This window comes from Streptomyces sp. NPDC091412 (assembly GCF_044756885.1).
In the GTDB taxonomy this organism is placed as follows: domain Bacteria; phylum Actinomycetota; class Actinomycetes; order Streptomycetales; family Streptomycetaceae; genus Streptomyces.
The window spans coordinates 60,264-80,429 of the sequence record NZ_JBIVTV010000019.1; the positions used below are offsets into that span (position 1 = coordinate 60,264).

The following is a 20,166-nucleotide window of genomic DNA, read 5'->3' on the forward strand; positions in this document are numbered from 1 at the left end:
CGGGTGGTCCCGGGGTGCAGTGGGCCGGGGTGTCGCGCGGGGCCGAGGAGAGCGGGCCCCGCGCGACCAGTAGGGGTGCGCCTCAGGGACGACTCAGGGTCGCGGTCCGGAACCGCCGGGAGCGTGGGCCCGTTCTCACGACAGAGAGCGGCAGTGGCCGCGAAGGAGGCGACAGATGTCGAAGAACGCGAAGATCGCCGCAGGAGGAGTGGCGGTCGGACTCATCCTGCTGATCTGGCTGCCCTGGTGGGCCGCCGTCCTGATAGTGCTCGGAGTCCCGGCCGCCGCGTACCTCGCCCTGGACCCCTCGCAGCGACGCCGGCTTCGCCGCGTCACCCGCAAGGAGCTCGGCCGCTGAAGCGTTACCGCCCTCGCGCGTTCCCGTTCAGGGCGCAGGAGTCGACCACATCGCCGCTCGCGGGCCTGCCGACGGTCCGGTCCGCGGGCGGCCGGACACCGCGCTCCACCCACGCCACCAGCGCGTCGAACGCCGACCGGTAGCAGGGCAGGATCGGCCGCAGCCGGTCGGGATGGGTGTCGTACAGTCCGTCGACGTGCGTGCCGCCCTGGATGATGTAGTACCGGTGCAGCCCGCCCCGTCCGTTCGCGTCGACCATGCGGGCGTACACATCCGAGTCCGCCGCACGGGGCAGCAGCGCGTCCAGATCGCCGTGCAGGGTGATGAGGGGTTTGCCGATCCGTCCGGTCAGAGCCACGCGGGCCACGGCGCGGTGCACGGAGGCGGGTCGGGCCGCGTAGTCGTACACCGCGTCCGAGGCGCAGGGCGCCAGGATCTGCTCCGGCGTGGTCCCGGCGGACGGCCCGGGACAGGCGGGGTCGTAGGCCGGGTCGAAGGCGGCTCGGTAGGTCTTCTGCGTCACGCCCCAGTACGCCTGCCCGTGGTACGGCCACAGGAACTCCGAGCCCCGCGCGAAGCCCACCGCGTACAGGTCCGCGTCGCTTGCCGAGCCCAGGGTCCGCGCGACGGCCGTCGGCAGTGAGGTGAGCAGGTTCGGGCCGTCGGCCGTCCACAGCGCCCCTTCCCAGTCCACGCCGCCGTCGTACAGCTCCGGATGGTGCTCGAGCTGCCAGCGCGTGAGGTAGCCGCCGTTGGAGATGCCGGTCATATACGTACGGCGTGGCGCGTGGCCGTAGCGCTGGGCGACCGCGCGCCCGGCCGCCCGCGTGAGCTGGGTGGTGCGTGTGTTCCACTCGGCGACCGCGTCGCCGGGACGGCTGCCGTCGCGGTAGAAGTCGGCTCCGCTGTTCCCCTTGTCGGTCGCGGCGTAGGCGAAGCCCTGCGCCAGTACCTGGTCCGAGATCGCCTTGTCCGTCGCGTACTGCTTGCGTGTACCGGGCGCCCCGGTGACCACGAGGCCGCCGTTCCAGCGGTCCGGCAGCCTGATCACGAACTGGGCGTCGTGGTCCCAGCCGTGCGTGGTGTTGAAGTGGGAGGAGTCCGGGAAGTAGCCGTCGATCTGCGTCCCGGGCACCCCGGACGGTGTGCGCGTCGCCCGCGCCGTGAGCCCCGCCTGGTCGTTCGGATCGGTGTAGAGGGTACCGGCCAGTCCGGTGGTGGTCAGATCGGGCAGACACGCGGTCTGCTGGAAGGCCGCGCCCGGCACCCGTACGCGCTCCTGGTGCGCACAATGGCCGCCGGTGCCGGCACCGGCGGCAGCCGAGGCTGGAGCGGGCGATATGACGGCCGCCGCCATCAGAGCGGCGGCGAGCGGAAATCCTCGGGACAGACGCATGACGGCCTCCAGCGGCACGACGGGACGGCGGGTACAGCACGGGCGTGTGAAGCGCCCGGGGCTGCCCCATCGTGCGGACTGGCCACCCCGTCATCCATGGGTCGGCACCACATGGAGCCGGGGCTCGTCATGGAGAGGCAAGACATGTGCCAAGAGGATGCGCTCTCTTGGCACCGGACCTCAGAGGGGGCGTACCGCCAGCCTGTCGAGGGCTTCCAGCAGACCCGGAAGCTCCGGCCCCCGGCCGACGGGCAGGACTTCACCGGGCTCGTCGTCGAGGAGCACGAAGGCGATGTCGTCGGTGCGGGCCACCATCGACCAGCCCGGTCCGTCGGCCCGCAGGGTGCGCGCTTCGCCGGGCGCGAAGGACGACCGGACCCGGCCCAGCGGCGGCGGCGCGTCCACGTACGCGTGTGCCTCCGCCAGGACACGGCGGATGCCGCTGTGGCTCGGGGAAGCCTCGCCACCCGTCCCGTCCTGCGGTTCGCCGCTCCCGTCGGTCGACGCGCTCGACGGATCGTCGTCGTTCCCGGTCCGGGCTCCGGCCCGGTCTGCGGGAGCGAGGAACTCCGCGTCGTCGATCTGCTCGCGCCACACCGCCCACTGCAGTGCGATCTCGTCGGCGCCCAGACGGCGCTGGGCCGGCCCCCAGACGCTGGTGTCGGGCGGGGACAGCGCGGGCCCGCCGGAAGACTCCGGGTCCGGGTCGTGCGGCGCGGCCACGCCCGGAGCCGCCACGGCGAGGGCCAGGGGCCAGCCCGGCAGGGCGGCCACCACACTGCGCTCGTCGGGCGACAGGTCGTACTCCATGCCGCAGTCCCAGGACGCGATGGCCACGGCGACCAGCGACACGTCGTCGACGACGACCGTCCACCGCGCCCCGTCGCCGTCCTGACCGAGCACCAGACCGTACCCGTCGGCGAGCGGTGCGAGGCCGAGCGCGGCGCAGGCCTCCGGGTAGTCGTCGCCCAGAACGCTCGGGAACTGCGCGGGCGTCAGCAGTACCGCCGTGAGCACATAGAGAGCGTCGTCCGCGGCGGCGACCGCCTCGTCCGTCCCGGCCATCTCAACCTCCCCATCGGTTCCTTCAACGGCGCGCACCCTAGTGCGGGTGGAAGGCCGTTGTCACGACTCCGGTGCGCAGCCGGACCTGCGGTTCTCCACCGTGGTGCCCGTGCGGTCGGACGGTGGTCAGTCCTCGCGCACGGCCAGCGCCAGGAAGCGGGCGTCCTCGTCGACGTAGGACGTCAGGCGCCATCCCGAACGGGAGAGCAGAGGCCGGAGGTTGGGTTCCGCGCGCAGATCGTCCGGCGTGATCTGCCGGCCTTGGCGTGCGGCGAGCGCCGCACGGCCGATCGGATGGAACAGCGCCAGGGTGCCACCCGGACGTACGACGCGCCGCAACTCCCGCAGGTTCTCCGCGGGATGAGGCAGGTGTGCGATGAGACCCGCGGCGAACACGGCATCGAAGGCCCCTGACGTGAGCGGCAGCACGCCGACATCGGCGAGCAACAGCAGTCCCTCCCGGTCCCGCCCAGCTCGTACGGCGGCTTCCAGCATGGCCCACGTCAGATCGGCGCCCACGACGATGCCCGACGTGCCCACGGCGGCGCGCAGCGGGGGCAGGGCGCGCCCGGTGCCGCAGCCCGCGTCGAGGACGCGGTCGCCCTCGCGCAGCCCGAGTTCGGCGACCGCGGCCGCGTAGGCGGGGCCGTCGTCCGGGAACCGGCCGTCCCAGTCGGCGGCGCGGGCGGTGAAGAACTCCTGGACATGTGTGTGGTCGTCGCTCATGTCCGCATAATCCCTCACCGGGGCGGACCGGCGCCCGGGAGGCGGATGCTCATCCGGCTCGCGGAGTGCGCCGGGTGGACCGCAGGATCACACCACCCGGCTCCCCGACTCCATGGGCCGAATGCAACCGGCCGCGTACGGCCGGACGGGCGGGAGCCCGCCGGTGGCGGGTCAGTCCGCGAGATCCTTCACCGCCACCACCTTGTCGATCCTGACCCGGACCAGGAGTTCGCCCGGTACGCCGTTGCGTTCTCCGAACTCCTCGCCGCGCTCCTCGCCCATGTAACGGCCGCCGATGCGGGTGGCCCACTGCCGGACATCGTCGAGGTCCTCCGACAGCCGGGCGTGGCCCTGCAGCACCACGAACGTGAACGGCGGCCGTTCGTCGTCCACGCACAGGGCCACCCGGTCGTCACGGGCCAGATTGCGTCCCTTCACGGTTTCCTTCCCGGTGTTGAACACCACGTCGTCGCCGTCGAGCAGGAACCAGATCGGCGCGACATGAGGGCTTCCATCGGCCCTCACGGTCGACAGCTTGCCGGTGCGGGTGCCGTACGAGACGAACTCCCGCCATTCCTCGTCGGTCATCTTGTCTGCCATGCGCCCGTCCTCCTTGCCGGGACAGCGGTGGTGGGGAAGGCTGGCGGCAGATCCTCCGGTCAGGGGGGAAGAGATCACACGGGGAGACCGCATCATGGCGCAGAACCAGACACTGAGCTGGCTGCTCGACGATCTGACCCAACGGGTGGAACACGTACGACACGCCTTAGTCCTGTCCACCGACGGGCTGGTGACGGGGGCGAGCACCGGACTGCGACGCGAGGACGCTGAACATCTCGCGGCCGTCTCATCCGGTCTGCACAGCCTGGCCAAAGGCTCGGGACGCCACTTCGGCGCGGGCGGGGTGCGTCAGACGATGGTGGAGTTCGACGACGCGGTGCTGTTCGTCACGGCCGCCGGCGCGGGCAGCTGCCTGTGCGTCCTCAGCGGAGCGGAGGCCGACATCGGGCAGATCGCCTACGAGATGACCCTGCTCGTCAACCGGGTCGGCGAGCACCTCGACGTGGATGCCCGCAGGCCTGAAGGGACGTCGTCGACAGACCTCTGACCTGCATCTTTCGTCATCCTTTGCGGAGTTGTCCACAGGCTCGCGCCGCCGATTCCCATCACCGGCTACCGTTTTTCGCAGGTGAGCGCAAACGGCGCAATCCCGACACTCCACGGGGGAGACGAGTATGTCCGGCAACACCGCCACACACGAGGTCACGCCCACCGCCCGGACGGCCGCCACCAGGGGCCGGGCGCCCTTCTCACAGAGCCGGGCGGCTCGCGAACTGGGACTCAAACGCGGCGAGTTCGACCTGGCCGTGCACCTCGGTCACATCCGCACCCGTCCCGCTGAGGCCGGAGGCGGCCGGTATGTCGACCGCGCCGAGGTCGAGCGGCTGCGCGGGCAGGAGGGCTTCCCGGGGGCACTGCGGCAGCGGGTGGCGACCGTGGGCACGAGGGAGGGCTCGGCGATCATGGAGGTGACCGCCGCCCGGTTCACCCGTCTGGCCAGACTGGGCCTCCTGGTTCCGGTCACGTTTCACCTCAACCGCTACCGGGCCGTGGTCTGGCGGTATCTGGCCGATGAACTAGTGGAGTTCGCCGCCGACGCGAAGAACGCCCCGCTGCTGAACCGGCCTCTGCCGGAGACACTGCGGTCCCAACTGGACACCGGCCTGGACCTGCGCCCCCGCAACTGGCGCGGACGGCACCTCGGCTTCCTGCTGCGTCAGGCCGCGGACCCATGGGAGGGAGCGGGCGTCGTGGCCTCGCTGCTCGACCCGGTCCAGATCTCCGAGATCGTCACGGATCCTTACGAGCGCTCCCATCTGAGCCGCTTCCGGCCGCCGCCACCCGTTCATGGCGCACCCGGCTCGCCGGCCGCCCACCTCACCGAGCGGATCACGACGGCGCAGGAACCCGACGAGATCGACCTGCTCCGTACGGACCTGGCACGGGCGGTGCGGGAGGCGCGAGCCCACCGGCCCGCGCCCCGCCCGGCCTCGCGGCACCCTGACCCGCACCCGGGCCAGGACCCACACCGGCAGCCGGACGCACACCCGCACCCGGTACGGCAGCGGCGTCCGCCCGCGCCCAGGCACTGCGACCGACCCCGGCCGTCCGAGAGCCCCCGGCCGTCCGAGAACCCGCGGCGGTCACACGGTCTGCTGAGCAGGCTCTTGCGCAGAGCCACCTGAGCCACGCACGCCGGCCCCGGACTGGTCGGACCCGCCGGACGGACCACCGCGGAGAACCCGGCGGACTACCGCGGAGAACCCGGCGGACCACCGCGGAGAACCCGACGGACCACGGCGGAGAGAGCGTCCGCCTACACCGCGCGGAACAGTCCTTCCTGGACGACCGACACGAGCAGGCGCCCCTGAAGGTCGTAGATGCGCCCGCGAGCCAGGCCGCGGCCGCCCGTCGCGATCGGCGACTCCTGGTCGTACAGGAACCACTCGTCCGCACGGAACGGCCGGTGGAACCACATGGCGTGGTCCAGCGACGCCATGTCGAAGCCCCGAGGCCCCCACAGCGGCTCGACCGGGATGCGCACCGCGTCGAGCAAGGTCATGTCACTGGCGTAGGTCAGCGCGCAGGTGTGCACGAGCGGGTCGTCACCGAGCGGCCCCACCGCACGCATCCACACGGCGCTGCGCGGTTCGGCCTCCTTGACGTCCTCGACGCTCCAGCGCAGCCGGTCCACATACCGGATGTCGAACGGCTGGCGCCGTGCCATGCGCTCCAACTGCTCCGGCAGTGTGCCCAGATGCTCCCGGATCTCGTCCGCGACCCTCGGCAGGGACTCCGGCTCCGGGATCTCGCGAGCCGACGGCAGCTGGTGCTCGAAGCTCCCTTGTTCAGGCTTGTGGAAGGAGGCGGTCAGATTGAAGATCGTCCGGCCCTGCTGCACCGCGGTGACCCGGCGGGTGGTGAAGGACCGCCCGTCGCGTACCCGCTCCACCTGGTACACGATCGGAACCCCCGGCCGGCCCGGCCGGAGGAAGTACGCGTGCAGCGAATGGACCGGGCGCTCGCCGTCCGTGGTGCGTCCGGCGGCGACCAGCGCCTGGCCGGCCACCTGGCCGCCGAAGACCCTCTGCAGGGATTCCTGCGGACTGCGGCCGCGGAAGATGTTGACTTCTATCTGCTCCAGGTCGAGCAGGTCGACGAGCCTTTCGGCCGGGTTCGTCATGGGTGGGAGACTCCTGGGTTCAGAACGGGTCGACGTCGGCTCACAACTGACCGACGTCGGTCACACGGACGACCGCGCGGCCCTCGGCGTCGGATGCGGCGAGATCGACTTCGGCGCTGATGCCCCAGTCGTGGTCGTCGGCGGGGTCGTCGAAGATCTGCCGCACGCGCCACAGCCCGTTCTGCGGCTCTTCCTTGATCACCAGCAGCTTGGGGCCGCGGGCGTCGGGACCGGTACCGAGGTCGTCGTACTCGTCCCAGTACTTGTCCATCGCCTCGCCCCAGGCCTCGGCGTCCCAGCCGGAATCGGCGTCCATCTCGCCCAGCTCCCCGACCTGGTCGAGGGCGGCGAGTTCGACGCGGCGGAACATGGCGTTGCGGACCAGGACACGGAACGCGCGCGCGTTGGCGGTGACCGGCTTGACCTGGTCGGCCTTCTCCTGGGCCTCCTCGGCGGTCATCTCCTCCGGGTTGGCCAGTTGCTCCCACTCGTCCAGCAGACTGGAGTCGACCTGGCGCACCATCTCGCCGAGCCAGGCGATCAGGTCCTGAAGGTCCTCGGACTTCAGGTCGTCCGGGACGGTGTGCTCCAGGGCCTTGTACGCGCTGGCCAGATAGCGCAGCACAATGCCCTCGGTGCGGGCCAGTTCGTAGTAGGACACCAACTCCGTGAACGACAGGGCCCGTTCGTACATGTCGCGGATCACGGACTTCGGCGACAGCGGGTGGTCGCCCACCCAGGGGTGGCTCTTGCGGTAGGTGTTGTACGCGTGGAAGAGCAGCTCTTCCAGCGGCTTGGGGTACGTGACCTCCTGGAGACGCTCCATGCGCTCCTCGTACTCGACACCGTCCGCCTTCATCGCGGCCACGGCCTCGCCACGCGCCTTGTTCTGCTGGGCGGCGAGGATCTGCCGCGGGTCGTCCAGCGTGGACTCCACGACGGACACCATGTCCAGCGCGTAGGACGGCGACTCGGGGTCCAGCAGCTCGAACGCGGCGAGCGCGAAGGTGGACAGCGGCTGGTTGAGCGCGAAGTCCTGCTGGAGATCGACCGTGAGCCGGACGATACGGCCCTCGGCGTCCGGCCGGTCGAGCTTCTCCACGATGCCGCCGTCCAGCAGCGAGCGGTAGATGGCGATCGCCCGCCGGATGTGCCTCAGCTGCTGCTTGCGCGGCTCGTGGTTGTCCTCCAACAGGCGCCGCATCGCCTCGAAGGCGTTGCCGGGCCGTGCGATCACCGACAGCAGCATCGTGTGCGTTACGCGGAAACGGGAGGTCAGTGGCTCCGGCTCGGAGTCGATGAGCTTGTCGAAGGTGTTGTCCGTCCAGCCGACGAAGCCCTCGGGTGCCTTCTTGCGGACGACCTTGCGGCGCTTCTTCGGGTCGTCGCCCGCTTTGGCGAGGGCCTTGTCGTTCTCGATGACGTGCTCGGGGGCCTGCGCGGCGACGAAGCCCTCGGTGTCGAAGCCCGCGCGGCCGGCCCGGCCGGCGATCTGGTGGAACTCACGGGCGCGCAGGGTGCGTACGCGGCTGCCGTCGTACTTGGTCAACGCGGTGAACAGCACCGTACGGATCGGCACGTTGACGCCCACGCCGAGCGTGTCCGTACCGCAGATCACCTTCAGCAGACCGGCCTGCGCCAGCTTCTCCACCAGACGCCGGTACTTGGGCAGCATGCCGGCGTGGTGGACGCCGATGCCGTGCCGGACGTAGCGGGAGAGGTTGCGGCCGAACTTGGTGGTGAAGCGGAAGTTGCCGATCAGCTCGGCGATCTGATCCTTCTCCTCCCGCGAGCACATGTTGATGCTCATCAGCGCCTGCGCCCGCTCCACGGCCTGGGCCTGGGTGAAGTGGACGATGTAGACCGGCGCCTGGCGAGTCTGCAGCAGGTCGGTGAGCGTCTCGGTGAGCGGTGTGCGCCGGTACTCGTAGGACAGGGGAACCGGGCGGGTCGCCGAACGGACCACCGCGGTGGGGCGCCCGGTGCGACGGGTGAGGTCCTTCTCGAAGAAGGAGACGTCGCCGAGCGTGGCCGACATCAGGACGAACTGTGCCTGCGGAAGTTCCAGCAGGGGAATCTGCCAGGCCCAGCCCCGGTCGGGCTCCGCGTAGAAGTGGAACTCGTCCATGACGACCTGGCCGACGTCGGCGGCCTTGCCGTCGCGCAGCGCGATCGACGCGAGGACCTCCGCCGTGCAGCAGATGACGGGCGCGTCGGCGTTCACGGAGGCGTCGCCGGTGAGCATACCGACATTCTCGGTGCCGAACAGTTTGCACAGCTCGAAGAACTTCTCCGACACCAGCGCTTTGATCGGCGCCGTGTAGAAGGTGACCTCGTCCCTGGCCAGCGCGGCGAAGTGAGCGCCCGCGGCGATCATGCTCTTGCCGGACCCGGTGGGCGTCGACACGATCACGTTGGCTCCGGAGACCGCCTCGATCAGCGCCTCCTCCTGGTGGGGATAGAGCGTGAGACCGCGCTCCTGCGCCCAGGATTCGAAGGCCTCGTACAGGGCGTCGGGGTCGGCGGTCGGCGGGAGCTGATCGATGAGGGTCACGCCCCCATCTTGCCTGGCACTCCGGCCGAGACGGGAATCGGATGCCGGACCGAAGATCACGACCGCTACGCTGTGTCGCCGACAGGACATCGGCAGACCGGGTCAACTGGACAGCGGCGCAAGAGGAATGGGGCGGGCAACGGCCATGATGGGACCAGCACACTCACTGTCGGGCGCGGCGGCCTGGCTCGGCGTCGGAGCCGCGGTCGCCGGGGCCGGGCACCCGATGCCCTGGCCGGTGCTGCTGGTCGGTGCGCTGATCTGCGCCGGGGCCGCGCTCGCTCCGGACCTGGACCACAAGGCCGCCACCATCTCGAGAGCCTTCGGACCGGTCTCGCACGCGCTGTGCGAGATCGTCGACAAGCTGTCCTACACCGTCTACAAGGCGACCCGGATGAAGGGCGACCCGCGCCGTTCCGGTGGGCACCGGACGCTGACGCACACCTGGCTGTGGGCGGTGCTGATCGGGGCGGGCACCTCCGTGCTGGCGATCACCGGGGGCCGCTGGGCGGTGTTGGCCATTCTCTTCGTGCACATGGTGCTGGCCATCGAGGGCCTGCTGTGGCGGGCGGCCCGCGGCTCCAGCAGCGCGGTCCTGGTCTGGCTGCTGGCCGCGACCAGCGCCTGGATACTGGCGGACATCCTCGACCAGCCCGGCAACGGATCGGACTGGCTGTTCACCGCTCCGGGCCAGGAGTACCTGTGGCTGGGCCTGCCGATCGTGCTGGGCGCGCTGATGCACGACATCGGCGACGCGCTGACCGTCTCCGGGTGCCCCATCCTGTGGCCGATACCGGTGGGCCGCAAGCGCTGGTACCCCATCGGTCCGCCGAAGGCGATGCGGTTCCGGGCGGGCAGCTGGGTCGAGCTCAAGGTGCTGATGCCGGCGTTCATGGTGCTCGGCGGAGTGGGCTGCGCGGTCGCGCTGAACTTCAACTGAGGGACCGGTTCGACAGCGCTCCCGGTCCACAGCACCCGGGGGCGCCGACAGGCTTCCGGTCCCGCCCGTCGCGCGGGTCCCGCGCGGCATCCGGCCGGGCAGCTCAGCCCACCGCCGGTCGCCGGTCAGGCGGCCCCGTCGCCTCCCGGGCCCTGCCCGCCACCGTAACGCCGCTCGAACCGGGCGACGCGGCCCTCCGAGTCCACCGTGCGGGCCTTGCCGGTGTAGAACGGGTGGCTCTCCGAGGAGATCTCCACGTCCACGACCGGGTAGGTCGCGCCGTCGTCCCACTCGATGGTCTGCTCACTGGTCGCGGTGGACCGGGTGAGGAAGGCGTAACCGGCGGCGCGGTCCCGGAAGACGACGGGGTGGTAGTCGGGGTGCTTGTCCTGCTGCATGGGTGCTCCTCGTGCGGCGGGGGAGGCGGGGGAGAGGGCGACGGCACGCGGGCGGCCGAGGCAGACCTACGGGGTCTCCTCGTCGACGACGTGCATCGCGGCCTCCTCGGCGGAGGCGGCCGCGCCGTCGATGCCCACGTCGGTGGCGACCAGGGCGCTCTCGTCGTCCTCGTGCGCTCCCTCGTCGGGGGCGACGAGACGGCCGGAGCGGGCGGTGCCGACCTCGTTGTCCAGGAGTTCCCCGTCGGTGTCCTCGCAGTCGCCCATGTCGTCGCCGTCCCAGGCGGGCGGTTCGGGCAGCTCCTCGGCGAGGCGCTGGTCCAGGGTTTCGCCCTGCCGGCGCTCCGCGGCGGTCACGCCGGTGTGCTCCACGGCCCACGGCCGCTCCGGAGGCGACCAGCCCCGGTCCAGGGGGTCGTCGACACCGTCGTACACCAGAGTGTCCTCCGGGTCGAGCACGCCTGTGTCCTCCCTGACCTCGGAGTCGTCGGGCTGGTAGACGTCGTCTCCCCATCCGTCGGCGCTGTCCACGGGTACCTCCAGGTGGTGGGGACGGGCCCGTTCTCTCCGCGGCCGGTGTGCGGCCGCCGGTGCGCGGGGCGCAGCCGGCACCCGGCACGAACCGCACGGTTCCCGGGCGCTCCCCGAGCCGTTTCCGCTTCCCAGCCTTCCACCGCTGTTCGGCACCGCGCAACGGCACCGGCCGTCACGTCCGGCCGATGCCCTGTCCACCACCGGTCCCGGCCCGGGCCCATCCCGGCCACCGGGCCCGCTACCACACGGGTCCTCGCGCCGAAGCCGGGCCCGGCGGCTGCATCGGTCCTCGCGCCGAAGCCGGTCCCGGCGACTGCGCCGGTCACCGTGTCCATCGCCGCATCGGTCACCGCGCCGAAGCCGGCCCCGGCGACCCAGCAGCTCCCGCCGCTCCAGCAGGTCCCCGGCGAGAACCTGCCGGTCCCGGCAACCGCGTCCGCCGCCGCGTCGGCCACCGCTTCCGTCGCCGCTCAGGCCACCGCGCTGGAGTCGGCCTCGCCGGCCCCTCCGCCCGTGCTGGCCCCACCTGCCTCGCCGGCCCCTCCGCCCGTGCTGGCCCCACCTGCCTCGCCGACCCCTCCGCCCCTGCTGGCCCCACAGGCTCCGCCAGCCCCGGCGCCCGCGCCCGACATTGCAGCCGTCCCCGCACCGCCCCCCGGACTCGTTACCCCCGACGGCAGAGCCTGCGGCCCGCAGGCCTTACGGCGAGGCGGCTCGCGTTCCTCGGCACGGGCCGGCCGCGGGGCTCGCGGGCGCGGAGGAACCGTGCCGTCACCCGTGCCAGGACCGCCACAGCGCAGCGTAGGCGCCGTTCGCGGTGACGAGTTCGTCGTGGCTGCCCAGCTCGCTGATACGGCCGTTCTCGACCACCGCGATGACATCGGCGTCGTGGGCCGTGTGGAGCCGGTGGGCGATGGCTACGACCGTGCGGCCGTCCAGGACGCGGGCCAGGGACCGCTCCAGATGCCGGGCCGCACGCGGGTCGAGCAGCGAGGTCGCCTCGTCCAGGACCAGTGTGTGCGGATCGGCCAGAACCAGCCGGGCCAGGGCGATCTGCTGGGCCTGGGCCGGGGTGAGGGCCAGACCGCCGGAGCCGACCTCGGTGTCCAGACCGTCGTCGAGGGCACGAGCCCAGCCGTCCGCGTCGACCGCGCCCAGCGCCGCCCACAGCTCCGCGTCGACGGCGTCCGTGCGGGCGAGCCGCAGGTTGTCGCGCAGGGAGCCCACGAAGACGTGGTGCTCCTGGTTGACGAGGGCGACGTGGGAGCGGACGCGTTCGGCGGGCATCCGGGACAGTTCGGCGCCGCCGAGCGCGATCCGGCCGTCCCGGGGCGCGTAGATCCCGGCGAGCAGCCGGCCCAGCGTGGACTTTCCGGCGCCGGACGGGCCGACCAGGGCCATCCGCGTGCCCGGGGCGACCTTCAGGGAGACCTCGCGCAGGACGTCGACGCCCTCCAGGTAGCCGAAGTGCACCCGGTCCGCGTCCACGTCCCGGCCGGTGGGGGCCAGGGAGTCGTCCCCGGCGTCCGGCTCGATGTCGCGCACCCCGACGAGCCGGGCCAGCGACACCTGAGCCACCTGCAACTCGTCGTACCAGCGCAGGATCAGCCCCACCGGGTCGACCAGCATTTGCGCGATGAGGGCGCCCGTCGTCAGCTGGCCGACCCCGATCCAGCCCCGCAGGACGAACACGCCACCGACCATGAGCACCGAGGCGAGCACGGTGACGTGGGTGACGTTGACGACCGGGAAGAGCACCGACCGCAGCCAGAGTGTGTAGCGTTCCCACGCGGTCCATTGCGTGATCCGGAGTTCCGACAGCGCGACGCGGCGTTCGCCGAGACGGTGCGCCTCGACGGTGCGCCCGGCGTCGACGGTCTCGGTGAGCGCGGCGGCCACGGCGGCGTAGCCCGCGGCCTCGGAGCGGTAGGCGGACGGCGCCCGCCGGAAGTACCAGCGGCAGCCGAGCACCAGCAGGGGCACGGCCAGCAGCACGGCCGCGGCGAGCGGCGGCGCGGTCAGGACCAGACCGCCGAGCAGCAGCGCCACCCACACGACCCCGATCGCCAACTGCGGCACGGCCTCGCGCATCGCGTTGGCGAGCCGGTCGATGTCGGTGGTGATACGGGAGAGCAGGTCGCCCGTGCCCGCCCGCTCCAGCACGCCCGGCGGCAGGCCCACCGACCGGACGAGGAAGTCCTCGCGCAGGTCGGCCAGCATCCGTTCGCCGAGCATCGCCCCGCGCAGCCGCACTTCCCGTACGAACACCGCCTGGACGAGCAACGCGAGCACGAACAGCGCGGCGGTGAGGGGCAGATGCAGCTCCCGGGTGTCGTCCGCCACCCGTTCGACCAGGTCGCCCAGCAGCCAGGGACCGGCCATGGAGGCCACCACGGCGACGGTGTTGACGGTGATGAGCAGGACGAAGGCCCGTCGGTGCCGGCGCAGCAGTTCGCTCACATAGGAGCGTACGGTCGCGGCGGAGCCGACGGGCAGGGTGTCGGCCGTGGTCGGGGCCGCCGGGTCGTAGGCAGGGGGCGCCACGCCGATCATGCCGTCTCCTCCATCTCTTCGAGGGCCCCGTCCAGGTCCTCTTCCAGGGCTTCTTCCGTGGCGTCCCGCGGAGCGGCCTCGTCGTCGAACGGCGCGTCGTTTCGCGAGCGGTCCGGTGCGGCCCGCAGCCTGCCGCCGCCGTCGAGCAGAACGTGCGCGGCGCGCTCCTCGTCCGTCTCCCGGGTCACCACCGCGCGGTACCGGGGTTCGGTGTGCACCAGGTCCCGGTGCACACCGACCGCGGCGACCGTGCCCTCATGGACCAGCACCACCCGGTCGGCACGGTCCAGGAGGAGCGGCGAGGAGGTGAACACCACCGTGGTGCGTCCGGCCCGCAGATCGCGCAGGCCCTGCGCGATCCGTGCCTCGGTGTGCGAGTCGACGGCGGAGGTCGGTTCGTCCAGGACGAGCACCTCGGGGTCGGTGATCAGCGAACGGGCCAGAGCCAGACGCTGGCGCTGGCCGCCCGAGAGGGACCGGCCGCGCTCGGTGATCCGGACGTCCATCGGGTCCTCGGCGGACGGCGACGATTGCGCGAGCGCGTCCAGGACGTCGTCGCACTGGGCGGCGGTGAGCGCCTCCCGGGCGGCGACCTTCCCCGAAGCGGGCACGTTGAGCAGTGCGCGCAGCGATCCGGACAGCAGCACCGGGTCCTTGTCCTGGACCAGGACGGCTGTGCGCGCGGAGTCGAGCGGCAACTCGTCCAGCGGTACGCCCCCGAGCAGAGCCGAGGTGCCCGGCTCGGTGGGGTGGCCGCCCAGCCGTTCCGCCAGCCGGCCCGCGGCGTCCGGGTCGCCGCAGACCACGGCGGTGAGTTGTCCGGCCGGTGCGCGAAGGCCGGTCGCCGGGTCGTGCAGTTCACCTGACGGCACGACGGGTGCCCGTGTCCCGGCCCCGTCGGTGGCCCGTTCCAGGGACAGCACCCGGGCGGCCCGGGCGGCCGACGGGCGGGAGAAGGAGTACGCCATGGCGATCTCGACGAAGTGCCGCAGCGGATAGGTGAGGACCATGACGGAGCTGTAGACGGTGACGAGTTCGCCCACGCTGATCCGGCCCGCGCGGGCCAGGTGCACGCCGTACCAGACGACCCCGATCAGCAGCAGGCCCGGCAGCAGGACCTGGATCGCGGCGATCAGGGACCACATGCGGGCACTGCGGACGGCCGCGTGCCGCACCTCCTGGGAGGCACTCCGGTAGCGGTCGAGGAACAACTCCTCCCCGCCGATGCCGCGCAGCACCCGCAGTCCGGCGACGGTGTCCGAGGCGAGTTCGGTGGCGCGGCCCGCCTTCTCGCGCTGCACGTCGGCACGCCGGGTCGCGCGGGGCAGCAGCGGCAGCACCGCGAGAGCCAGCGCCGGCAGGCCCACGGCGACGACCACGCCCAGCGCGGGCTGGTAGACGAGCAGAGCGACACAGACCAGCACGATGGTGAGGGCCGCCGCGGTGAACCGGGAGACGGCCTCCACGAACCAGCCGATTTTCTCGACATCACCGGTGGACACGGCGACCACCTCGCCGGCGGCCACCCGCCGGGTCAGCGCCGAGCCCAGCGCGGCGGCCTTGCGGGCGAGCAGTTGCTGGACGCGGGCGGCGGCGCTGATCCAGTTGGTGACCGCGGCGCGGTGCAGGTAGGTGTCGCCGAGCGCGTTGCCGGCACAAGCCACCGTCAGCAGCCCGCCGGCGAAGGCCAGCCGCGCACCCGAACGGTCGACGACCGCCTGGATGGCGAGGCCGACGCAGAACGGGAGGGCGGATACGGAGGCGAAGTGCAGCAGTCCCCACGCCAGTGCCTTCATCTGCCCGCCCAGCTGGTTCCGCCCCAGCCACCACAGGAGTCGGGGACCCGAGCGTGCGTCAGGCACGCCCGGATCGGGATACGGAAGGTCTTGAATCTGCATGACGTCCCAGTGGCTCGTGTCAGGGGCGGAAGGCTGCCGCCGGGGCGGCGGGCGAGCCGTGACAGCCTGGCCGCGCAAAGTGGTCGAAAGCAAGCGGTTTTCCGTACCGGGGGACCGCGATTGGCCGCTTCGCTCCCGACCCGTCGGATGCCGGGACCCACCGCGTTCCGGCCCACGTGCCAGGGGCCTCTGACCAGGAGTCGAACAGTGGAATGTCTCAATGGGGAGAAGATAAGGCTATTTGGGCCAATCTCGACTAGATCACGTCGTGTCCCCTGGTCAAGATGAGGACATGCAGACTCGCGGTGCAAGGCGTGCGACGGTCGCTGCGGCGACCTGCGGTTTCCTTCTGGCGGCGCTGGCCGCGTGCGGCGGAACGTCCAACGGGGTCCGCCATTACGGCGACATACCCAGGCCGGGCGGGCCGACGGGGACCGCCCGGCCCAGGCCACCCGTGGTGCAGTCCCGGGTTCCGGGAATCGGGGACCGCATGTGGCAGCAGATCCCCATCGGCACCCGACAGATCGTGGCGGTCTTCGGCGACCACGAGACCTCCCCCGACTCCACGCTCGTTCTCTACGAGAAGTACGGCACCGAGTGGGAGCCGCAAGGGAGTTGGCCGGCCCACAACGGCAAGCGCGGCTGGGCGGTCGACCACTGGGAGAACGACGAGCGCAGCCCGGTGGGAGTGTTCACGCTCTCCGACGCCGGCGGCGTCCTCGACGACCCCGGCGCCCGGCTCCCGTACACCCAGGACGAGAACGCCTTCATCTCCCCCTTCTCCTGGGACGAAGCGCACTGGCACGACTTCGACTACGTCATCGCCATCGACTACAACCGCCTGCGCGGCACTCGTCCGGACGATCCGACCCGTCCGATGGGCCAGAGCAAGGGCGGCGGTATCTGGCTGCACCTGGACCACGGTGACGGCACGCTGGGCTGCGTGAGTGTTCCGGAGTCCGCGATGGAGCACCTGCTCCGCAGGCTCGATCCGAAGGACAAGCCCGTCATCGTCATGGGGGACAAGGCCAACCTGCGGCTGTAGCTGGCCGGTGAAAGGGCACCGTGTGCGCAAGCCGCCCCGCGCCCTCTTCGCTCCTGGCGTCAACGTGCCGTGCTTGGAACGGCGTTGACGCGCCGAAGGTGCGGTTCAGCAGCCGCGCCCCTGGGTGGGCACCCTGCCCACCAGCGTATCCAGCAGTCCGTCGAGCGTCTCGCGCTGCTCACCCGTCAGGGGCGCCAGGATCTCCTCCGCGGCGGCCCGCCGGGCGCGGCGCAGCTCCCCCAGGGCCTTGCGCCCGTCGTCGGTGAGCTCGATACGGATGACCCTGCGGTTGGCCGGATCGGGGGCCCGGCGCACCTTGCCGCTCGCCTCGAGGCCGTCCACGAGTGTGGTCACCGCGCGGGGCACGACCTCCAGGGACTCGGCGAGATCCGCCATGCGGGGCGGCTCGCCGAAGTGTGCCAGGGTGCGCAGCAGCCGGGACTGGGCCGGCGTGATGCCCAGGGCGTGCTGTTCGAGGTGCCGCTTCTGGATGCGGTGCACCCGGCGGGTGAGCCGCAGCAGCTGCTCGGCGAGAAGACCGTCGGCGTCGGGGGTGGTCATGCGGGAACAATACCAGGACCTCGTTCATTGTGAGTATAGGTAACAGTGAGCTAGGATCGGGTGGTCGACGTCGGCCGCACCTGCGGGCCGGCACCCACCCACCCCCCGTAGGAGCCCATGCATCCCGACCATCAACCCATCTGGACCCCACCCGCCGACGCCGGGGAGCAGCCGCGGCAGGTCCGCCGGATCCTGCGTCTCTTCCGGCCCTACCGGGGGCGTCTCGCGATCGTCGGCCTGCTGGTGGGAGCCGCCTCGCTGGTCTCCGTCGCCACGCCGTTCCTGCTGAAGGAGACCCTCGACGTCGCGATCCCGCAGGGCCGCACCGGCCTGCTGAGCCTGCTCGCCCTCGGCATGATCCTCAGCGCCGTCCTCACGAGCGTCTTCGGCGTGCTGCAGACACTGATCTCCACGACCGTCGGCCAGCGGGTCATGCACGACCTGCGCACCGCCGTCTACGGGCGGCTGCAGCGCATGTCCCTGGCCTTCTTCACCCGGACCCGTACCGGCGAGGTGCAGTCCCGCATCGCCAACGACATCGGCGGCATGCAGGCCACCGTCACCTCCACCGCCACCTCGCTCGTCTCCAACGTCACCAGCGTGGTCGCCACGATCGTCGCGATGGTCGCCCTCGACTGGAGGCTCACCGTCGTCTCGCTGCTGCTGCTCCCAGTGTTCGTGTGGATCAGTCGCCGCGTCGGCAACGAGCGCAAGAAGATCACCACCCAGCGGCAGAAGCAGATGGCCGCGATCGCCGCCACGGTCACGGAATCCCTCTCCGTCAGCGGCATCCTGCTCGGCCGCACGATGGGCCGCTCGGCCTCGTTGACCGACTCCTTCAGTGTGGAGTCGGAAGGCCTGGTCGACCTCGAGGTGAGGTCGAACATGGCCGGGCGCTGGCGCATGGCCGTCATCACGATCGTCATGGCTGCCCTGCCCGCCGTCATCTACTGGACCGCGGGAGTGGCCCTTCAGTTCGGCGGACCCCAGGTCTCCATCGGCACGATCGTCGCCTTCGTCTCGCTCCAGCAGGGACTGTTCCGGCCGACCGTCAGCCTGCTGTCCACCGGTGTGCAGATCCAGACCTCGCTCGCGCTGTTCCAGCGCATCTTCGAGTACCTGGACCTGCCGATCGACATCACCGAGCGCGAGCGCCCGATCCACCTCGACCGCGTCAAGGGAGAGGTCCGCTTCGAGGACGTCGACTTCCGCTACGACGACAAGAGCGGCCCGATCCTGGAGGGCATCGACGTCACCGTGCCCGCCGGCAGCAGCCTCGCGATCGTCGGCCCGACCGGCGCCGGCAAGTCCACCCTCGGCTACCTGGTGCCCCGGCTCTACGACGTCACGGGCGGCCGCGTCACCATCGACGGCGTCGACGTGCGCGACCTCGACTTCGACACCCTCGCCCGCGCGGTCGGCGTCGTCTCCCAGGAGACGTACCTCTTCCACGCCTCGGTCGCCGAGAACCTCCGCTTCGCCAAGCCGGACGCCACCGACGACGAACTGCGGGCGGCGGCGAAGGCGGCGCAGATCCACGACCACATCGCGGCCCTGCCCGACGGCTACGACACGGTCGTCGGCGAGCGTGGCCACCGGTTCTCCGGCGGCGAGAAGCAGCGCCTGGCGATCGCCCGGACCATCCTGCGCGACCCGCCGGTCCTCATCCTCGACGAGGCCACCAGTGCCCTGGACACCCGTACGGAGGCCGCTGTGCAGGAGGCCATCGACGCCCTGTCCGCCAACCGGACGACCTTGACCATCGCGCACCGCCTGTCCACCGTGCGCGGGGCCGACCAGATCGTGGTCCTCGACTCCGGGCGGCCGGCCGAACGCGGTACGCACCAGGAGCTGCTGGAGCTCGACGGACGCTACGCGGCCCTGGTCCGCCGGGACGCGCAACTGGAACCGACAAGCTGACGATATGCCGGGTTTGCGGCTCTTTGAGGGTTACCGTGCCCGCATGCAGAGGAACAATCCGTCACGGAGAACGACCCGACTGACACGCAGGGGCCGTGTGGTCCTGGTCCTGACCGGGGCCGTCCTGGCCGGCACCGCCGTGGCGGTGCCGCTGCTGACGCTCCGCCACGACACCCTGGCGAGCCCCCGCTCGCTGGTGATCCCCGAGGGCTGGCGGTCCGGCCAGATCTACGCCGCCATCGACAAGGCCCTCGCCCTGGCCCCCGGCACCACGAAGCAGTCGCTCGCCGACGCCCAGCTGAACCTGCCGAACGCCGCCGAGGGAAACCCCGAGGGCTACCTCTTCCCGGCGACGTATCCCATCGACGACAAGACCACCCCGCAGTCCCTGCTGACCCACATGGTCGACACCGCGAACAAGCGGTTCACCGCGGCCCCGGTCGCCGCCGGCCCGGAGCGCAACTCCATGAACCTGTACCAGGCGATCACCATCGCGAGCATCGTCCAGGCCGAGGCCGCCTCGAAGGCCGACATGAACAAGGTGGCACGGGTCGTCTTCAACCGGCTGGAGCACGGCATGCCGCTTCAGATGGACTCGACCCTCAACTACGCCCTCAACCGCAGCACGGTCCGCATGAGCATGGAGGACACCCGGCTGGAGAGCCCCTACAACTCCTACCAGCGCATGGGACTGCCACCGACGCCCATCGACAGTCCGGGCGAGGACGCCATGCGCGCGGCGACCAACCCTGCGCAGGGCGACTGGCTGTACTTCGTCACCGTCAAGCCGGGCGACACGCGCTTCACCGCCGACTACAGCGAGCACCAGCGCAATGTGGCGGAGTTCAACGCCCACCTGAATGGCAGCAGTCCACAGCCAACGAAGTGAGCCGTGCCCGGCCGCGGCGGTCCAAGGTGTGCCCGGCCGCGGCGGCCCACGGCGGCCCACGCCGGTCACGCCGCGGATGCTCAGG

General features: G+C 71.4%; 18 protein-coding genes. 7 read left to right on the top strand and 11 right to left on the bottom strand.

Annotation, left to right across the window (positions count from 1 at the left end; all coding sequences use genetic code 11):
- Positions 1-175 precede the first annotated feature (175 nt).
- On the top strand, positions 176-358 hold the full coding sequence (locus ACIQMV_RS32030; protein ID WP_141363527.1) for a hypothetical protein: 183 nt from the start codon (positions 176-178) through the stop codon (positions 356-358).
- 4 nt (positions 359-362) lie between these two features.
- Here the strand turns inward: ACIQMV_RS32030 and ACIQMV_RS32035 are convergent, their stop codons facing one another.
- The 4 genes from ACIQMV_RS32035 to ACIQMV_RS32050 form a co-directional block, all read right to left on the bottom strand.
- The gene (locus ACIQMV_RS32035; protein ID WP_402596716.1) at positions 363-1,754 is read right to left on the bottom strand and encodes a tannase/feruloyl esterase family alpha/beta hydrolase; all 1,392 of its coding nucleotides are present in this window, start codon (positions 1,752-1,754) and stop codon (positions 363-365) included.
- Between the two features lie 180 nt (positions 1,755-1,934).
- Positions 1,935-2,819, bottom strand: coding sequence for a hypothetical protein (locus tag ACIQMV_RS32040; RefSeq protein ID WP_402596717.1), 885 nt, complete (start codon positions 2,817-2,819; stop codon positions 1,935-1,937).
- A 126-nt stretch (positions 2,820-2,945) separates the two neighbouring features.
- Complete coding sequence (locus ACIQMV_RS32045) at positions 2,946-3,545, bottom strand: class I SAM-dependent methyltransferase (protein WP_402596718.1); 600 nt, start codon at positions 3,543-3,545, stop codon at positions 2,946-2,948.
- Positions 3,546-3,716: 171 nt separating this feature from the next.
- Entirely contained in the window at positions 3,717-4,145 is a 429-nt protein-coding gene (locus ACIQMV_RS32050; protein WP_402596719.1) for a PPOX class F420-dependent oxidoreductase, read from the bottom strand.
- A 94-nt stretch (positions 4,146-4,239) separates the two neighbouring features.
- Between ACIQMV_RS32050 and ACIQMV_RS32055 the strand changes: the two genes are divergently transcribed.
- A complete protein-coding gene (locus ACIQMV_RS32055) occupies positions 4,240-4,653 on the top strand; it encodes a roadblock/LC7 domain-containing protein (RefSeq protein WP_225078456.1) in 414 nt (137 codons plus the stop codon).
- A gap of 127 nt (positions 4,654-4,780) precedes the next feature.
- Complete coding sequence (locus tag ACIQMV_RS32060) at positions 4,781-5,791, top strand: DUF6397 family protein (RefSeq protein ID WP_402596720.1); 1,011 nt, start codon at positions 4,781-4,783, stop codon at positions 5,789-5,791.
- A gap of 131 nt (positions 5,792-5,922) precedes the next feature.
- On the opposite strand, the gene ACIQMV_RS32065 is transcribed toward ACIQMV_RS32060, so the two are convergent.
- Both ACIQMV_RS32065 and ACIQMV_RS32070 read right to left on the bottom strand, forming a co-directional pair.
- Positions 5,923-6,789: an acyl-CoA thioesterase gene (locus tag ACIQMV_RS32065; protein WP_402596721.1), complete on the bottom strand. Its 867-nt coding sequence runs from the start codon at positions 6,787-6,789 to the stop codon at positions 5,923-5,925.
- 40 nt (positions 6,790-6,829) lie between these two features.
- Positions 6,830-9,343: a DEAD/DEAH box helicase gene (locus ACIQMV_RS32070; RefSeq protein ID WP_402596723.1), complete on the bottom strand. Its 2,514-nt coding sequence runs from the start codon at positions 9,341-9,343 to the stop codon at positions 6,830-6,832.
- A gap of 145 nt (positions 9,344-9,488) precedes the next feature.
- Here ACIQMV_RS32070 and ACIQMV_RS32075 point away from each other — a divergent pair, with 145 nt between their 5' ends.
- Entirely contained in the window at positions 9,489-10,283 is a 795-nt protein-coding gene (locus ACIQMV_RS32075) for a metal-dependent hydrolase (protein ID WP_402596725.1), read from the top strand.
- A gap of 125 nt (positions 10,284-10,408) precedes the next feature.
- On the opposite strand, the gene ACIQMV_RS32080 is transcribed toward ACIQMV_RS32075, so the two are convergent.
- The 4 genes from ACIQMV_RS32080 to ACIQMV_RS32095 form a co-directional block, all read right to left on the bottom strand.
- Complete coding sequence (locus tag ACIQMV_RS32080) at positions 10,409-10,681, bottom strand: type B 50S ribosomal protein L31 (RefSeq protein ID WP_361419147.1); 273 nt, start codon at positions 10,679-10,681, stop codon at positions 10,409-10,411.
- A 66-nt stretch (positions 10,682-10,747) separates the two neighbouring features.
- On the bottom strand, positions 10,748-11,212 hold the full coding sequence (locus ACIQMV_RS32085; protein WP_141363563.1) for a DUF5709 domain-containing protein: 465 nt from the start codon (positions 11,210-11,212) through the stop codon (positions 10,748-10,750).
- Between the two features lie 774 nt (positions 11,213-11,986).
- A complete protein-coding gene (locus tag ACIQMV_RS32090) occupies positions 11,987-13,768 on the bottom strand; it encodes an ABC transporter ATP-binding protein (protein WP_402596726.1) in 1,782 nt (593 codons plus the stop codon).
- A complete protein-coding gene (locus ACIQMV_RS32095; RefSeq protein ID WP_402596727.1) occupies positions 13,765-15,666 on the bottom strand; it encodes an ABC transporter ATP-binding protein in 1,902 nt (633 codons plus the stop codon). Before ACIQMV_RS32095 ends, ACIQMV_RS32090 begins: the two co-directional genes overlap by 4 nt.
- A 490-nt stretch (positions 15,667-16,156) precedes the next feature.
- Here ACIQMV_RS32095 and ACIQMV_RS32100 point away from each other — a divergent pair, with 490 nt between their 5' ends.
- Complete coding sequence (locus tag ACIQMV_RS32100; protein WP_402596728.1) at positions 16,157-16,711, top strand: L,D-transpeptidase family protein; 555 nt, start codon at positions 16,157-16,159, stop codon at positions 16,709-16,711.
- 105 nt (positions 16,712-16,816) lie between these two features.
- On the opposite strand, the gene ACIQMV_RS32105 is transcribed toward ACIQMV_RS32100, so the two are convergent.
- Complete coding sequence (locus tag ACIQMV_RS32105) at positions 16,817-17,272, bottom strand: MarR family winged helix-turn-helix transcriptional regulator (protein WP_401781969.1); 456 nt, start codon at positions 17,270-17,272, stop codon at positions 16,817-16,819.
- 117 nt (positions 17,273-17,389) lie between these two features.
- On the opposite strand from ACIQMV_RS32105, the gene ACIQMV_RS32110 reads away from it, so the two are divergent.
- Together ACIQMV_RS32110 and mltG are read left to right on the top strand one after the other, a co-directional pair.
- Positions 17,390-19,192, top strand: coding sequence for an ABC transporter ATP-binding protein (locus tag ACIQMV_RS32110; protein ID WP_402596729.1), 1,803 nt, complete (start codon positions 17,390-17,392; stop codon positions 19,190-19,192).
- A 43-nt stretch (positions 19,193-19,235) separates the two neighbouring features.
- Entirely contained in the window at positions 19,236-20,081 is an 846-nt protein-coding gene (gene mltG, locus ACIQMV_RS32115; protein ID WP_402596730.1) for an endolytic transglycosylase MltG, read from the top strand.
- Positions 20,082-20,166 lie beyond the last annotated feature (85 nt).

Excerpts from the sequence above, each read along its gene's own strand:
- ACIQMV_RS32030 (WP_141363527.1), top strand. The coding sequence starts at position 176 with ATGTCGAAGAACGCGAAGATCGCCGCAGGAGGAGTGGCGGTCGGACTC.
- ACIQMV_RS32035 (WP_402596716.1), bottom strand. The coding sequence starts at position 1,754 with ATGCGTCTGTCCCGAGGATTTCCGCTCGCCGCCGCTCTGATGGCGGCG.
- ACIQMV_RS32040 (WP_402596717.1), bottom strand. The coding sequence starts at position 2,819 with ATGGCCGGGACGGACGAGGCGGTCGCCGCCGCGGACGACGCTCTCTAT.
- ACIQMV_RS32045 (WP_402596718.1), bottom strand. The coding sequence starts at position 3,545 with ATGAGCGACGACCACACACATGTCCAGGAGTTCTTCACCGCCCGCGCC.
- ACIQMV_RS32050 (WP_402596719.1), bottom strand. The coding sequence starts at position 4,145 with ATGGCAGACAAGATGACCGACGAGGAATGGCGGGAGTTCGTCTCGTAC.
- ACIQMV_RS32055 (WP_225078456.1), top strand. The coding sequence starts at position 4,240 with ATGGCGCAGAACCAGACACTGAGCTGGCTGCTCGACGATCTGACCCAA.
- ACIQMV_RS32060 (WP_402596720.1), top strand. The coding sequence starts at position 4,781 with ATGTCCGGCAACACCGCCACACACGAGGTCACGCCCACCGCCCGGACG.
- ACIQMV_RS32065 (WP_402596721.1), bottom strand. The coding sequence starts at position 6,789 with ATGACGAACCCGGCCGAAAGGCTCGTCGACCTGCTCGACCTGGAGCAG.
- ACIQMV_RS32075 (WP_402596725.1), top strand. The coding sequence starts at position 9,489 with ATGATGGGACCAGCACACTCACTGTCGGGCGCGGCGGCCTGGCTCGGC.
- ACIQMV_RS32080 (WP_361419147.1), bottom strand. The coding sequence starts at position 10,681 with ATGCAGCAGGACAAGCACCCCGACTACCACCCCGTCGTCTTCCGGGAC.
- ACIQMV_RS32090 (WP_402596726.1), bottom strand. The coding sequence starts at position 13,768 with ATGATCGGCGTGGCGCCCCCTGCCTACGACCCGGCGGCCCCGACCACG.
- ACIQMV_RS32095 (WP_402596727.1), bottom strand. The coding sequence starts at position 15,666 with ATGCAGATTCAAGACCTTCCGTATCCCGATCCGGGCGTGCCTGACGCA.
- ACIQMV_RS32100 (WP_402596728.1), top strand. The coding sequence starts at position 16,157 with ATGTGGCAGCAGATCCCCATCGGCACCCGACAGATCGTGGCGGTCTTC.
- ACIQMV_RS32105 (WP_401781969.1), bottom strand. The coding sequence starts at position 17,272 with ATGACCACCCCCGACGCCGACGGTCTTCTCGCCGAGCAGCTGCTGCGG.
- ACIQMV_RS32110 (WP_402596729.1), top strand. The coding sequence starts at position 17,390 with ATGCATCCCGACCATCAACCCATCTGGACCCCACCCGCCGACGCCGGG.
- mltG (WP_402596730.1), top strand. The coding sequence starts at position 19,236 with ATGCAGAGGAACAATCCGTCACGGAGAACGACCCGACTGACACGCAGG.